The following is a 13,298-nucleotide window of genomic DNA, read 5'->3' on the forward strand; positions in this document are numbered from 1 at the left end:
GCCTGTCGCTTTCCGGCCCAACTGAGCCACAACAACGGGTGAACAGAGCGCCTCCGCATTCTGAAGCAGCTTCGGACGCACCCGGAATCCGGCCGGGAGAGGGCTGGATTTCCCTTCTGTGAAAGGCGGTTAAGCGGCTCGCCGCTTGGTGTTCACCGAATATCCCCCCACCGGTCGGGGGGAATGCCCGGGTCGGGCCCTAGCGTCGGCCGCGTGGTCAAGCTCTCCGTCGTCGTGCCGTTCTTCAACGTGCAGACATACGCCTCCGACACCCTCACAAGCCTGCGCGCCAACGCCCGCGAGGACTTCGAGTTCCTGCTCGTCGACGACTGCTCGTCGGACGGCACACCGGAGATCCTCGAACGGGCCGTGGGCGACGTCCCGGGTGCCGTGCTGATCCGGCACGCCGCCAACCAGGGACTCGCCACCGCGCGGAACACCGGCCTGGACAGGGCCAGGGGCGAGTACGTCACCTTCCTGGACGGCGACGACTGGCTCGCCGCCGGCTACTACGAGCGGCTCGTCGCCGCGATGGACCGGACGGGCGTCGACTTCCTCCGTACCGACCACGTCTCGGTGACGGGCCGGGCCCGCTCGATCCGGCGGGTGCCGGTCCCCCGCCGCGACGAGGCCCTCGACCCGCGCGAGGCCATACTGCCCGCCCACCGCACGACCGCCGTCGACTACCCGTACGCGTGGGCCGGGATCTACCACCGCCGGCTCCTGGAGCGCGGCCTCCTGCACTTCCCGCACGGGCTGCGGACGGCGGAGGACCGGCCCTGGATCTGGAAGCTGCACCGCGAGGCGGAATCCTTCGCGGCGATCGGCGAACTCGGCGTCTTCTACCGCCGGGGGGTCGCGACCTCACTCACCCAGATCGGTGATGTCCGGCAATTGGATTTCATCCGCGCATTCGACCAGGTGATCGAGGAGACCGCGCAGGACCGGGACGCGGACCTTCTTCTCCCCAAGGCCGTACGCACCTATTGCGCGTTGATTTCCCACCACATCGGCGGCATCAAGCGATTCGAGCCCGAGGTCGCCGAGCTGCTGACGGCGATGAGCGCGGGCGCGCTGCGGCGCATGCCGCAGAAGGTCCTCGACGGCGCGCTGACCGCGATGGGCGGGGAGCGCGCGGTGATGCTGCGGAAGCTGCGCAAGCAGCGGCCCGCCCCGCCGCCGCCCGCGCCGGACCCGGCGCCGGTCGCGGTGACGGTGACCCGGCCGTCCTCCTCCCCCGTCGCCCCCGCCGCCCCCGTCTCCCCCTCCGCCCCCTCCGCCCTCGGTGCGCCGGAGGTGGCGGCATGAGCGCCCGCCGGACCACGCAGATCTTCGCCGCCTCCACCCTCTACGGGGCGGCCACGCTGGCCGCCGCGCTCGACAGCGGTTCCTTCGGCCGGGCCGACCGCCGGATCCTCCTCGTCACCAACAACGCGGCCGTGCCCGAGACGACCCCGGCGCTCGACGAGGCCGACGGATTCGACCGGATCCGCGCCCGCTTCGACGAGGTCGTCTCCTGGAACGAGACGATCTCCCCGCTCCACCCCGCCGGCTGGACGCCCCGGGCCAGTGACCTGCCGATGCTCCAGCGGTACCTGCGCACGCTCTGGCGGCTCGGCGACGACCGGGTCGAACTCGCCCTGGAATCCCTCCAGGTGACCCCCGCGCTCGCCATCGCCCAGCTGCTGCCCGACGCCTCGATCACGGTGTACGCCGACGGGCTCATGAGCTACGGACCGACCCGGAACAAGATCGACCCGATGATCGGCGGACGGGTCCCGCGCCTCCTCCACCTGGACCTCGTCCCGGGGCTCCGGCCGCTGCTCCTCGCCGAGTTCGGGTCCGTGCCCGAGACCGTACCGGCCGAGGCGTTCACGAAGGTCGTCGCGGAACTGGCGGGGGCGGAAGCTCGGGAGCCCGGCCCCGCGCTGCTCCTCGGGCAGTACCTCGCCGCCCTGAAGCTGCTCACCGCGGCCGAGGAGGAGGAGCTCCACCTGCGGATGGTCAGGGGCGCCGTCGCCCGCGGCCACCGGAGGCTCGTCTTCAAGCCGCACCCGACCGCCCCCGACAGCTGGACGAGCTCGCTGGCCGAGGAGGCGGAGCGGCTCGGCGCCGAGCTGACCGTCGAGGACCGGCCGGTCCTCGCCGAGGTGCTCTACCGCGAGACCCGGCCCGCGCTCGTCGTCGGCTGCTTCTCGACGGCGCTGCTCACCGCGCACTCCTTCTACGGGCTGCCCACCGCCCGGGTCGGCACCGGCACGCTCCTGGAACGGCTGACCCCGTTCCAGAACAGCAACCGGATCCCGCTGACCGTCGTGGACGCGGTGATCCCGCCCCTGGAGGAGGGCGCCGACGGGTCCGGCGGCCCGGTGCCGGACGCGGCGGGCCTCAACGACCTCGTCGCCGCGGTCGGCTTCGCGATGCAGCCGAAGATACGGGCCGACCTGCGGCCGGCGGCGGCGCGCCACCTGTCGGGGCCGTACGCCGAGCGCACCCGGGTCCACTTCACCCGCCGCCGCCTGACCTACCTGAGCCTCCCGGGCGGCCTGCCCGTGCCCCGGCACCCGAAGGTCAGGGGCCTGGCGCGGCGCGCGCTGCGGCTGCGGAAGGAGCTCAGGAAGCGGGCGGCGGCCCGCAAGTAGGGGCCGCGAGCAGGCGCCGTCAGCAGGGGCCGTCAGCAGGGGCCGCGAAAGACCAGGGCCCGGGACCCGTGCGGGGGTCCCGGGCCCTTCCCGTCCGCGGGTGGGTCAGACGCGCTCGATCGTCTCCTGGAGCTCCGTCACCCACTGGGACTGGTCGTCCGGGCACTCCAGGTACAGCTCGCGGGCGTACCCCTTGGTCGTGTAGCCGTTGGTGCCGACCCAGTGGGCCAGCGCCTGCGCGGTCGGCAGGACGTCGTCCATGGAGCCGCGGTGGACGATGGTCGCGGCCTCCTCGACGCCGGGCAGGACGCGGACGTCCACGCCCTCCACGGCCGTCCCCTCGGGGACGGTCATGGCCGCGTGCACGACGACCGAGCCGTCGCCGCGGCCCGCGTCCTCGTAGTACGCGATGCCCGGGCCGAAGCCCGTGACGCCCGCGGCCGCCAGACGGCCGCACAGGTCGTCGTAGAGCGGACCGATGACGGGGGTGATGTCCTCGGGTCCGAAGCTCGCGGCGACCGCGCTCAGCTCGGCGACGCGCACGGCGGGGATCTTCTTGACGACGACGTCCTGAGTGGACATGCGTCCCTCCGTTTCGATGGCCCGGAGCCTCTCGCCGACCTGGGCGAGCCGTGAGCGCGCCGCTTCCAGGGCCTCTTCCAGCTCGGCCTGGCGCAGCCGCAGCATCTCGCGCAGCTCGTCCGCGTCGATCCGCTCGTCGAGCATCTCCCCCACCTGTTCGAGGGTGAAGCCGAGGTCCTTGAGCGCGATGACGCGGTTGAGCCGGGCGAGCTGGTCGGCCGCGTAGTAGCGGTAGCCCGTGTACGGGTCGACCCGGGCCGGGCGCAGCAGTCCGATGGCGTCGTAGTGACGCAGCATGCGGACCGACACCCGCCCGTGCCGGGCGAAGTCTCCGATGATGAACATGACGCCCCTTACGGAACAGCCTCACACGGTGTCAGGGTCAAACGATCACGTCGGGGACGTCAGGCCGCGCTGCTGAGGGAGAGCTTCACCGCGAAGCCGAGGAAGAGCGCGCCGGCGGCCGAGGTGGCACCGGCCGAGAGCCGGCGGCGGCTGCGGAACGCGGCGGCGAGCCGCGTCCCGCCGAATATCAGGGTCGTCAGGTAGAGGAAGCTGCCGAACTGGAGCAGGCTGCCGAGGACCAGGAAGGAGAGCGCCGGGTAGGCGTACGAGGGGTCCACGAACTGTACGAAGAAGGAGATCAGGAAGAGGATCGCCTTCGGGTTGAAGAGGCTGATCAGCAGGGCGCGCCGGTACGGCCGCTCGACCTGGCCGGTCTCCCGCTCCTCGGTCTCGACGGCGGCCGTCACCTCGCGCCGGCTCCGCCACATGGCGAGGGCGGAGCGCAGCATCCCGTACGCCATCCAGGCCAGGTAACCGGCGCCCGCGTACTTCACGATCATGAAGAGGAGCGGGGTGGTCTGGAGCAGCGAGGCCGCGCCGAGGGCGGCGAGCGTCATGAGGATGGCGTCGCCGGTGAAGACCCCGGCGGCGGCCCGGTATCCGGTGCGCGTGCCCTTGCGGGCGGCGACGGACAGCACGTAGAGCGAGTTCGGCCCCGGGAGAAGGATGATGAGGACGAGTCCCGCGAGATAGGTCGGCAGATCGATGACACCCAGCATGGAGCGGAGTGTCGCACATGGGTGCGACACTCCGCTGTGACCTGGGTCTTAGCCGCCCGGGGACTTCTAGGGGGACTTCTAGAACGCGTCCGTGGGGACGTACGTGCCCCAGACCTCGCGCAGCGCGTTGCAGACCTCGCCGACCGTCGCGCGGGCGCGGAGGGCGTCCTTCATCGGGTACAGGACGTTGTCCGTGCCCTCGGCCGCCTTCTTGAGCTCCACGAGCGCGGCGTCCACCGCCGCCTGGTCGCGCTCGGCGCGCAGCTTGGCGAGGCGCTCGGCCTGCTGGGCCTCGATCGCCGGGTCGACGCGCAGCGGCTCGTACGGCTCCTCGACGTCGATCGTGTAGCGGTTGACGCCGACGACGACCCGCTCGCCGCTGTCGGTCTCCTGCGCGATGCGGTACGCGCTCCGCTCGATCTCGCCCTTCTGGAAGCCGCGCTCGATCGCGTTGACCGCGCCGCCCATCTCCTCGACCTTGGCCATGAGCTCCAGGGCCGCCGCCTCGACCTCGTCCGTCATCTTCTCGACGACGTAGCTGCCCGCGAAGGGGTCGACCGTGGCCGTGACGTCCGTCTCGTACGCGAGGACCTGCTGCGTACGCAGCGCGAGGCGGGCCGACTTGTCCGTCGGGAGGGCGATGGCCTCGTCGAAGGAGTTGGTGTGGAGCGACTGGGTGCCGCCGAGGACGGCGGCCAGGCCCTGGATCGCCACGCGGACGAGGTTGACCTCGGGCTGCTGGGCCGTCAGCTGCACACCGGCGGTCTGCGTGTGGAAGCGGAGCATCAGCGACTTGGGGTTCTTCGCGCCGAACTCCTCCTTCATCACGCGCGCCCAGATCCGGCGGGCCGCGCGGAACTTCGCGACCTCCTCCAGGATCGTCGTGCGGGCGACGAAGAAGAACGACAGGCGCGGGGCGAAGTCGTCGACGTCCATGCCGGCGGCGACGGCCGTGCGGACGTACTCGATGCCGTCCGCGAGCGTGAACGCGATCTCCTGCGCGGGCGACGCCCCCGCCTCGGCCATGTGGTAGCCGGAGATCGAGATCGTGTTCCACTTCGGGATCTCGGCCTTGCAGTACTTGAAGATGTCCGCGATCAGACGGAGCGAGGGCTTCGGCGGGAAGATGTACGTGCCCCGCGCGATGTACTCCTTCAGGACGTCGTTCTGGATCGTGCCCGTGAGCTGGTCCGCCGGGACGCCCTGCTCCTCGCCGACGAGCTGGTAGAGCAGGAGGAGGAGCGAACCGGGGGCGTTGATCGTCATCGACGTCGAGACCTTGTCCAGCGGGATCCCGTCGAACAGGACCCGCATGTCGTCGATCGAGTCGATCGCCACACCGACCTTGCCGACCTCGCCGGACGAGATCGGGGCGTCGCTGTCGTGGCCCATCTGCGTCGGCAGGTCGAAGGCCACCGAGAGGCCCATCGTGCCGTTGGCGATGAGCTGCTTGTAGCGGGCGTTCGACTCCGTCGCCGTACCGAACCCGGCGTACTGCCGCATCGTCCACGGACGGCCCGTGTACATCGACGGGTACACACCCCGCGTGAACGGGTACTTGCCCGGCTCGCCCAGCTTCTCCGCCGGGTCCCAGCCCTCCTGGGACTCCGGTCCGTAGACCGGCTCGATCGGGAGACCCGACTCCGTCTCGCGCGCCATGTGTTGTGCCTCCCGATAGACCCTGCAGACCTGCTGCTCAGCGGTACCGACTCGGCGGTACCGCCCCTCGCGACGGACTGTAGCGGCGGGCGTGCGGCCGGTGGAGGGCAGCACGCTGGGACCTTCCTCACAGCGTGCGCAACCGTGTGGGTCCGGGAAGCATCCCTAGGGGTACATACGCACGATTCCACTCGGGGGACACCATGAAGCGGACCACGTCCGTCATACGCAGAGCGGTACTGGCAGCGGCGGCGGTGGCGCTCGCGGCGGGATGTACGCCGACGACGCCCGCGCCGTCGACCTCGTCGTCATCGGCGGCGCCTTCCACTCCGGCGCCTTCGGGGACGGACGACAAGCCGCCGGCCCCTTCCGCCTCCGCCTCTGACTCCGCTTCACCTTCCGCTTCCGCTTCCGCGTCCGCCACCCCGGACGCCAAGCCGCTCATGGGGGACGGCGACGAGAGCGAGCAGGTGCGCGAGCTCCAGGCGCGGCTGCGGCAGATCGGCTACTTCGACCGGGCGCCGACCGCCTTCTACGGGAAGATGACGGCGGGCGCGGTCACGGCCTTCCAGGAGAAGCGGGGGCTGCCGCAGACGGGTTCGGTCGACGAGACGACCTGGCAGCGGCTGCTCGGGATGACGCGGAAGCCGACCGCCGACGAGCTCAAGCCCTCGACCACGAACAAGCTGGACACCCCCGATCCGCGCTGCATGACCGGCCGGGTGCTGTGCATCAGCAAGGAGAGCCGGACGCTGGCCTGGATGATCGACGGCAAGGTCGTCTCCTCCTTCGACGTCCGCTTCGGCTCGGAGAACACGCCGACCCGCGAGGGCCTCTTCCAGGTGGACCGGAAGGCCAAGGACTGGGTGTCGACGATCTACCACACGCCCATGCCGTACGCGATGTTCTTCAGCCGGGGCCAGGCCGTGCACTACTCGGCGGACTTCGCGGCCCGGGGCTACAACGGCGCCTCGCACGGCTGCGTCAACGTCCGGGACCGGGCGAAGCTCGCGGCCCTCTTCGACCAGGTGAAGGTCGGGGACAAGGTCGTCGTCCACTGGTGAGACAGGGGAGACAGGGGCGAGCGGAGAGAGGGCGCGGGTGGGACCGGGGGAACGTGTCCCACCCGCGCCGGGTGCGCGGAGCCGTAGGTACGGGGGGAACCCCGGCTCACGCGCGGCCGATGACCAGTCGGCTCACTCTGTACAGCGCCGACGGGGCGAAAAGTGTCACGCCTGGGGTGAAACGGGTCCGGCGGGCCGTTCAGCGACGGGCTTCGCGCTTCTTCCCCGAGTCGCCCCGGGCGTCACGGCCGCGGTCTTCGCCACGGCCTTTCCGGGAGTCCTTGCCGGTGTCCTTGCCGGTGTCCCTGCCGGTCTCGTCCCCGCTGTCGCGAGGGGCGCCGGCCAGACTCGCGGGTGCGGCGGCGTCGGCGGCGCTGCCCTTCCCGTCCTTCCCGTCCTTCCCGTCCTTCCCGTCCTTCTCGGCGTCCTTGCCCTTCTCCGGGGACGCCGGCGTGGGGGTGAGCGTGGGCCGGGGAGACGCCCCGGTCCCGGAGACGACGGCTTCGCAGAACCGGCTCAGGGTCTCGTTGGCGTGCAGAAGATCCGTGAGCTCGCGCCGGGCCGACGCGTCGAGCCGGCCGGCCAGGTAGTCGCGGCAGCCCTGGAGGGCGCTCTCCTTGGCGTCCTTCGGATCCTTCGGGTCCTTGGTGCCCTTGCCATCCTTCGTGGCCGCCGCCGAGGCCCCGGGTCCCGGGGTGGTACGCGTCCGGGGCGAGGCGGTGTCCGAGGAGGAACCGCTCCCGGCCGAGGAGGACCCGGAGGACGCCGAGGACGGGGACGACGGGGACGAGCCGTGCGTGGGCCCGGTCTCGTCCGGGCGCGGCGAAGGCGCCTCGGGGTCCTCGCGGACGCCCTGGGAGTTCGACACGTCCGGTTCCGTGGTCTCGACCGCCGTGACGGAGGCGGCGGGCGCGGGGCCGAGGAGCGGCAGGACGCCCGTGCCCGCGGCGACGGCGACGCCGCCGACCGTGACGGCGGCGACCGCGGCGGCCAGCCCGTACCGGAAGGAGCGTCCCCAGCGGCGCACGGGCGCGGTGGCGGGAGCGGCGAGCCGTACGACCGGGCCGAGTTCGGCGGAGGAAGCCCCCGGACCGGCGGCGGCGCGGGTGGCGCGGGCCGCGGTGGCCTCGCGGAAGGCGGCGAGCGCGGCGGCCTCGCCGGGCAGCTCGGCCTGCGCGGCGCCGACGGTGGGCGTACGGGCCGAGTCGAGGGCCTCCGCCAGGCGTCGCGCCTCGGAACGCCCGGGATCGTCGAGGGCGTCGACCGGGTCGCCGCGGAGCAGCCGCTCCGCGGCCTCCTGGTCGAGCCACTGGTAGCGCTCGTCGGCCATCACATGTCCTTCTGCGTACGCGAACGTGAATGCGTCACACCGCCGGGGCCGGGGGCCCCCGGCCCGGGCCCGCGTTGCGGAGGGACTCCGTCCAGGGGGACGAGCCCTTGGCCGTCCGCCGACGGTCCGTCCGCGCCGAGCAGTTCGGCGAGCTTCTTCAGCCCCCGGTGCGCGGCGGTCCGTACGGCTCCGGCGCGCTTGCCCAGGGTGTCGGCGGCGCTCTTGGCGTCCAGGCCGACGACCACGCGGAGGACGACGGCCTCGGCCTGGTCCTGCGGGAGCCGGGAGATGAGGTGCATGGTGTCGCTGGTGGACAGGGCTTCCATCGCCTCGGCCACGGTGTCGGACTCGGCGGGCTTGTCGGCGAGTTCGGTCTCGTCGGCGCCCGTGGCGGGCCGGCGGCCGCGCATCCGGATGTGGTCGAGCGCGCGGTTGCGCGCGATCCTGGCGGCCCAGCCGCGGAAGCGGTCCGCGTCGCCGCTGAACCGGTCGAGGTCGCGCGCGATCTGGAGCCAGGACTCCGAGGCGACGTCCTCGGCGTCGCCTTCGCCGACCAGTGTGCGTATGTAGCCGAGCAATCGAGGCTGCACGGCGCGGTACACAGTCCGGAACGCGTCCTCGTCCCCGTCCTGCGCAGCGAGCACCGCGGCCGTCAGCTCCGCGTCGTCCCCCAGCACTCCCCATAACCCTGTTCGTCGGTCGCGTACACACGGCGCGTCGGCTGGTCATCGCCGTCTCGCCCACTCGCGAAGCTGCACGCTACGTGGTGGTCCGGTGGTACGTCCACGTACTACGGGCGACTTTGTACAAGCTGCAACCTTCGACTGTCCGCATGGCGGTGTGACAGAAACCGCACCCGTGGCGCAGTAAGGAGTACGGGGCCGTGCTGCGGCTCCGTAGACGACGACCGGGGTCTCTCCTGTGGGGGGTGGCGACCCCGGTCGTCGCCCTTTTCCCCGTCTCCCCTCCCCCGGTCTCATGGCCCGGGATCCGTCACACCCTTTTCACTGTCAACCGACCGTTGACACTCGCCGAGTGTCAACCTACGGTTGCCTCATGACGAATCCCATCGTTCCGAAGATCCCCGTCCGTCTCGACGAACTCATCGAAGCGATCAAGAAGGTCCATCCCGACGCGCTGGAGCAGCTCTCCGGCGCCGTCCTCGCGGCGGATCACCTCGGTGACGTCGCCGACCACCTCATCGGCCACTTCGTGGACCAGGCCCGCCGCTCCGGCGCCTCCTGGACCGACATCGGCCGCAGCATGGGCGTCACCCGCCAGGCGGCACAGAAGCGTTTCGTCCCCAAGGAGCCGGACGCGGAGAAGATGGACCCGAACGCGGGGTTCAGCCGCTTCACCCCCCGGGCCCGGAACGTGGTCATGGCCGCGCAGAACGAGGCCACCTCCGCCCGCAACGGCGAGACCGTCCCCGCGCACCTCGCGCTCGGCCTGCTCGCCGAGCCCGAAGGCCTCGCGGCCCTGTGGATCACCGCGCGGGGCGTGACCCTCGACCAGGTCCGCGAGGCGGTCACGGCGACCCTGCCGCCGGCCGTGGAGGAGCCGCCCGCGCTCGTCCCGTACGACGCGGCGGCGAAGAAGGTCCTGGAGCTGACCTTCCGCGAGGCCCTGCGCCTCGGGCACAACTACGTCGGCACCGAGCACATCCTGCTCGCGCTCCTGGAGCACGAGGACGGCGAGGGCGTGCTCAGCGGCCTCGGCCTCGACAAGGCGACGGCGGAGCAGGAGATCGCGGCGGCGGTCGCGTCGGTCGCGATCCAGGAGCCCGAGGACGCTTCGGAATAGCGGTTCAGGCGGTACGGGCCCGGCGCGAGACGACCGCGCGCAGGACCCGGCCGCCCTCGACGGAGAGTTCACGGGCCCGGCGCAGTCCGGTCGGGCCGTGGGCGACCGCTTCGAGGACGGCGAGCTGCCGCCGGAGCTCCCCGGCGAGCAGCGGTCCCGCGCCGGCCGGGTCCCCGGCCCGGCAGCGTGCGACGAGCCCGTCGGCGACGCCGGCGGCGTCGAACCCGCCGTGCAGGGCGAGGGCCCGGTCCGAGCAGGCGGCGGCCCAGGGGCGCAGGGCCCCGGCGGTCCAGTCGGCCGGGGCCTGCGCGAGCATCTCCCGTACGGCTCCGGCGCCCGCCCCCGTACCGGCGGAATCGAGCTCCACGCGCGCCTTGGCGACGGCCTCGCCCCAGGCCCCGCCGTCGCCGCGCGCGACGGCGGCCCACACGGGGCGCAGGGCGTCGCCGCCGTCGGGGGCGAGGAGCGGAAGGCACCGGTCCAGGCAGGCGAGCCCGGCGGCGGCGAGCCCGCGCTCGTCGGCCGCGTCGACCAGTTCCCGCAGACTCCTGCCCGACGCGCTCAGCGCGGCCGTCGACGTCATGGACGCCTCCTCGTCACCCGAATGGACGCAGTTTTCCTTTACTGCGCCAGGGGGCGATTTTTCGTCACCTCACGGCCGAGAACGTGACGCCGGAGGCCTTGGCCTCCTGCATGGAGGTCAGTCGCCGGACGAAGAGTATGGCGAGGACGGCGGCGATGATGTCGAGGACGTCGGTCGCGAGGAGCAGGTTCGCGGCGAAGGAGTACTCGTCGGGCGTCTCGGCCCAGCCGAGCAGTCGGCCCGACCCCTGCGACATCACCAGACTGAGGGCGAAGAAGGTCCACCAGCTGTTGAGCAGCCGGAGCTCACCCGGCTGGTCGGGGGCGGTGGGCTCGGCCCGGCTGGCCCGCCAGATGTCCACGGCCACCTCGCGCGGAATCCAGAGGGAGGCGAGCGGGATGAACCAGGCGCCGACGGCCCAGCCGGGCTTCCGCGTCATGAGCATTCCGGCCCACACCTCCGCGTTCATGCGCAGCCGGCGGAACCAGACGATGAAGACGATCCCCGTCACGATGAACGCCAGAAGCTGGAGAGACCCCGTCACGCCGACGTCGAGCAGCGCCAGGTGCAGCGGGGACGAGTCCCCCGTGATTCCCTCCGCCGCGGCGGAGCGGAGGCGGAGGTCGGCGTTCAGGGCAACGAGGTCGACGCAGATCGCGATGCCGAGCAGACACTGCACGGACCACGAGAGATTGTTCGGATTGCGGAGCATGATGAGCGGTTCCCCCCAAGGAACATGAGGACGCCTCCCCCCCGGCGTCGGCGGCCACTCGGCCGCTGGGGGAACGTACGGGACGCGGAGGGCCCGCGTCCACGACGTATGTCAGGTCGCGTCAGCGGACCTTCGCCGCGAGCGACTTGAACTGTTCCCAGGTCAGAGACGGTTTCGCCGGGTTCCAGACCTTCTGGGCGAGGGCGGTCAGCGGCATCCGGATGCCGTCGGCGACCTGGGCCTGCGTCTGGGACTTCGACAGGTCGCACCAGACCGCGAACCGCGCGCCGAGGATCTGGGAGTCGTACCGCGCGGGCACCGGGTTCGTGCCCCGGACGACGAGCGGGGTCCACTGCTCGTAGATGCGGCGGCCGGTGGGGTACGTGAAGTCGTTGGGCTGGCCGAGGACGTAGTAGAGGTACTCGTCGTTGAGGTTGACCAGTTTCCGGCCAGCGCTCAGGTACGCGACGGGCTGCCGCGCGCCGATCTCCTTGCCCGTCCAGTACTCGACCTCGATGTCCTTCGCGGCGCTGACCACGCCCCCGGGGAAGAACCCGTCGTTCCACGCCTTGAGGGTCTTGCCGGTGGGCCGGACGACGGCCGCGCGGTCGTTGAGCCAGCCGGTCGCCAGGTCCTGGACGCGCGCCGACGGGCCGTACTTCGCCGTCGCGGCGCGGGCGAGCTGCGGGTAGGTCGCCTCGGGGTTCTTCGCCATGAGGGCCACGTACTCGTCGGCGCCGAGGTGCCAGTACGCCCCGGGGAAGAGCGCCGCGTACTCGCGGAGCAGGTCGTCGACGATCCGGGCGGAGTCCGGGTCGGAGATGTCGACGGCCCCGCGCGGGGTCCGGCCGCCCGCGCTGACGAGCTGGAGGTCGGGGTGGGCGGCGATGACGGCGCCGAGGTGTCCCGGCGAGTCGATCTCGGGGATGACGGTGATGTGGCGGCTCGCGGCGAGCGCGAGGATCCGCCGGACCTCGGCCTTGGTGAGGTGCTGGGCGGAGACGACCTCCGGGTGGCTGTCGGACTCGATCCGGAAGCCCTGGTCGTCGGAGAAGTGCAGACCGAGCTGGTTGAGCTTGAGGTCGCCCATCTCGCGGACGCGGTCCTCCAGCCACGCGGCCGAGAAGTGCTTGCGGGCGATGTCGACCATGAGGCCGCGCTGCGGCTTCGCGGGGCGGTCGGTGACGGTGCCCTCGGGCATCGCGCCCGTGGCGTTGACCGACTGCTTGAGCGTGCGGGTGCCGTAGAAGACGCCGGCCTCGTCGGGGCCCGCGATCCGGACCCGGCCGTCCTTGACGCCGAGGGTGTACGACTCGGGGGCTCCCGACCCGCCCAGCGCGAGCTCCACGTCCCCGGGGCCGGCCGCGACGGCGCCCCGGTAGGCGATGCCGAGCTCGCCCGCGAGCAGCCGCCCTTCGTCGGCGAGGCCGGCGCTGTTCGCGGCGAGGACGACGCCGGCGGTGGGGGCGGGCTTCCAGCCGGGGCCGCGGGCGGGCTCGTGGGCGCGGACGGCGGGGATCGTGCGGGGGGCCTCGGAGAGCGGGTACGTCCGGGTGGGGGTCGGGGTGGGCGTCGGGCTCGGGGCCGGCGCGCTCGTGGGGGCGGCGCCCGTGGACGTACCGGAGGAGGAGGACGTACCGGCCGACACGGATCCGGACGGCGTCGGCGACCCTGACGGGGATCCGTTCGAGCAGGCCGCCACGGTGGCCAGTGCCACCGCGGTCGCCATGAGTGCCGGGCCCCGTCGGGTTACCCGTATGGAGTAACGCATCACTCCGAATCCTCCCGTACCGGCACCGCCTCGGCCAGTCAGCCACGCGGAACCGGATCGTCCATCACTTGTTCCGAAACTCTCCCTT

12 protein-coding genes are annotated in these 13,298 nt (G+C 72.1%); 4 read left to right on the forward strand and 8 right to left on the reverse strand.

Translation table 11 applies throughout. The features are described 5' to 3' along the window. Window positions 1–213 precede the first annotated feature (213 nt). Together ACFC0Z_RS26770 and ACFC0Z_RS26775 are read left to right on the forward strand one after the other, a co-directional pair. Window positions 214–1,308, forward strand: coding sequence for a glycosyltransferase family 2 protein (locus tag ACFC0Z_RS26770; RefSeq protein ID WP_376442844.1), 1,095 nt, complete (start codon window positions 214–216; stop codon window positions 1,306–1,308). Further along, window positions 1,305–2,642 (forward strand): polysialyltransferase family glycosyltransferase, encoded by a 1,338-nt coding sequence (locus ACFC0Z_RS26775; protein ID WP_376442846.1) that lies wholly within the window; start codon window positions 1,305–1,307, stop codon window positions 2,640–2,642. Before ACFC0Z_RS26770 ends, ACFC0Z_RS26775 begins: the two co-directional genes overlap by 4 nt. 105 nt (window positions 2,643–2,747) lie before the next feature. Here the strand turns inward: ACFC0Z_RS26775 and ACFC0Z_RS26780 are convergent, their stop codons facing one another. The 3 genes from ACFC0Z_RS26780 to ACFC0Z_RS26790 all read right to left on the reverse strand — a co-directional run bounded on the left by ACFC0Z_RS26780 (window position 2,748) and on the right by ACFC0Z_RS26790 (window position 5,947). Further along, window positions 2,748–3,569 (reverse strand): MerR family transcriptional regulator, encoded by an 822-nt coding sequence (locus ACFC0Z_RS26780; RefSeq protein WP_376442849.1) that lies wholly within the window; start codon window positions 3,567–3,569, stop codon window positions 2,748–2,750. A gap of 59 nt (window positions 3,570–3,628) precedes the next feature. Beyond that, window positions 3,629–4,288 (reverse strand): leucine efflux protein LeuE, encoded by a 660-nt coding sequence (gene leuE / locus ACFC0Z_RS26785; protein WP_376442851.1) that lies wholly within the window; start codon window positions 4,286–4,288, stop codon window positions 3,629–3,631. Between the two features lie 78 nt (window positions 4,289–4,366). Next, window positions 4,367–5,947: a methylmalonyl-CoA mutase gene (locus ACFC0Z_RS26790; protein WP_376442854.1), complete on the reverse strand. Its 1,581-nt coding sequence runs from the start codon at window positions 5,945–5,947 to the stop codon at window positions 4,367–4,369. A 443-nt stretch (window positions 5,948–6,390) separates the two neighbouring features. Here ACFC0Z_RS26790 and ACFC0Z_RS26795 point away from each other — a divergent pair, with 443 nt between their 5' ends. Further along, window positions 6,391–7,011 (forward strand): L,D-transpeptidase family protein, encoded by a 621-nt coding sequence (locus tag ACFC0Z_RS26795; RefSeq protein ID WP_376442857.1) that lies wholly within the window; start codon window positions 6,391–6,393, stop codon window positions 7,009–7,011. A gap of 199 nt (window positions 7,012–7,210) precedes the next feature. On the opposite strand, the gene ACFC0Z_RS26800 is transcribed toward ACFC0Z_RS26795, so the two are convergent. Both ACFC0Z_RS26800 and ACFC0Z_RS26805 read right to left on the reverse strand, forming a co-directional pair. Then, window positions 7,211–8,341 (reverse strand): hypothetical protein, encoded by a 1,131-nt coding sequence (locus tag ACFC0Z_RS26800; protein ID WP_376442860.1) that lies wholly within the window; start codon window positions 8,339–8,341, stop codon window positions 7,211–7,213. Continuing rightward, entirely contained in the window at window positions 8,341–9,018 is a 678-nt protein-coding gene (locus ACFC0Z_RS26805; protein WP_376442863.1) for an RNA polymerase sigma factor, read from the reverse strand. The genes ACFC0Z_RS26800 and ACFC0Z_RS26805 overlap by 1 nt, the downstream gene beginning before the upstream one ends. Window positions 9,019–9,397: 379 nt before the next feature. Between ACFC0Z_RS26805 and ACFC0Z_RS26810 the strand changes: the two genes are divergently transcribed. Further along, window positions 9,398–10,144 carry a Clp protease N-terminal domain-containing protein gene (locus ACFC0Z_RS26810; RefSeq protein ID WP_376442866.1) on the forward strand — a complete coding sequence of 249 codons (747 nt, stop codon included), beginning with the start codon at window positions 9,398–9,400 and terminating at the stop codon, window positions 10,142–10,144. 4 nt (window positions 10,145–10,148) lie between these two features. Here the strand turns inward: ACFC0Z_RS26810 and ACFC0Z_RS26815 are convergent, their stop codons facing one another. The 3 genes from ACFC0Z_RS26815 to ACFC0Z_RS26825 form a co-directional block, all read right to left on the reverse strand. Further along, the gene (locus tag ACFC0Z_RS26815; protein WP_376442869.1) at window positions 10,149–10,727 is read right to left on the reverse strand and encodes a hypothetical protein; all 579 of its coding nucleotides are present in this window, start codon (window positions 10,725–10,727) and stop codon (window positions 10,149–10,151) included. A gap of 64 nt (window positions 10,728–10,791) precedes the next feature. Continuing rightward, window positions 10,792–11,439, reverse strand: a complete 648-nt coding sequence (locus ACFC0Z_RS26820) for a DUF4328 domain-containing protein (protein ID WP_376442872.1) — start codon at window positions 11,437–11,439, stop codon at window positions 10,792–10,794. Between the two features lie 121 nt (window positions 11,440–11,560). Beyond that, complete coding sequence (locus ACFC0Z_RS26825) at window positions 11,561–13,168, reverse strand: glycoside hydrolase family 20 protein (protein ID WP_376442874.1); 1,608 nt, start codon at window positions 13,166–13,168, stop codon at window positions 11,561–11,563. Between the last annotated feature and the right edge of the window lie 130 nt (window positions 13,169–13,298).

It is taken from the genome of Streptomyces sp. NPDC056144 (assembly GCF_042264145.1).
GTDB lineage: Bacteria > Actinomycetota > Actinomycetes > Streptomycetales > Streptomycetaceae > Streptomyces.

Bases quoted from the DNA above. Each gene is read 5' to 3' on its own strand.
- ACFC0Z_RS26780 (WP_376442849.1), bottom strand. From the start codon at position 3,569: ATGTTCATCATCGGAGACTTCGCCCGGCACGGGCGGGTGTCGGTCCGC.
- ACFC0Z_RS26790 (WP_376442854.1), bottom strand. From the start codon at position 5,947: ATGGCGCGCGAGACGGAGTCGGGTCTCCCGATCGAGCCGGTCTACGGA.
- leuE (WP_376442851.1), bottom strand. From the start codon at position 4,288: ATGCTGGGTGTCATCGATCTGCCGACCTATCTCGCGGGACTCGTCCTC.
- ACFC0Z_RS26815 (WP_376442869.1), bottom strand. From the start codon at position 10,727: ATGACGTCGACGGCCGCGCTGAGCGCGTCGGGCAGGAGTCTGCGGGAA.
- ACFC0Z_RS26825 (WP_376442874.1), bottom strand. From the start codon at position 13,168: ATGGCGACCGCGGTGGCACTGGCCACCGTGGCGGCCTGCTCGAACGGA.
- ACFC0Z_RS26800 (WP_376442860.1), bottom strand. From the start codon at position 8,341: ATGGCCGACGAGCGCTACCAGTGGCTCGACCAGGAGGCCGCGGAGCGG.
- ACFC0Z_RS26795 (WP_376442857.1), top strand. From the start codon at position 6,391: ATGGGGGACGGCGACGAGAGCGAGCAGGTGCGCGAGCTCCAGGCGCGG.
- ACFC0Z_RS26775 (WP_376442846.1), top strand. From the start codon at position 1,305: ATGAGCGCCCGCCGGACCACGCAGATCTTCGCCGCCTCCACCCTCTAC.
- ACFC0Z_RS26810 (WP_376442866.1), top strand. From the start codon at position 9,398: ATGACGAATCCCATCGTTCCGAAGATCCCCGTCCGTCTCGACGAACTC.
- ACFC0Z_RS26820 (WP_376442872.1), bottom strand. From the start codon at position 11,439: ATGCTCCGCAATCCGAACAATCTCTCGTGGTCCGTGCAGTGTCTGCTC.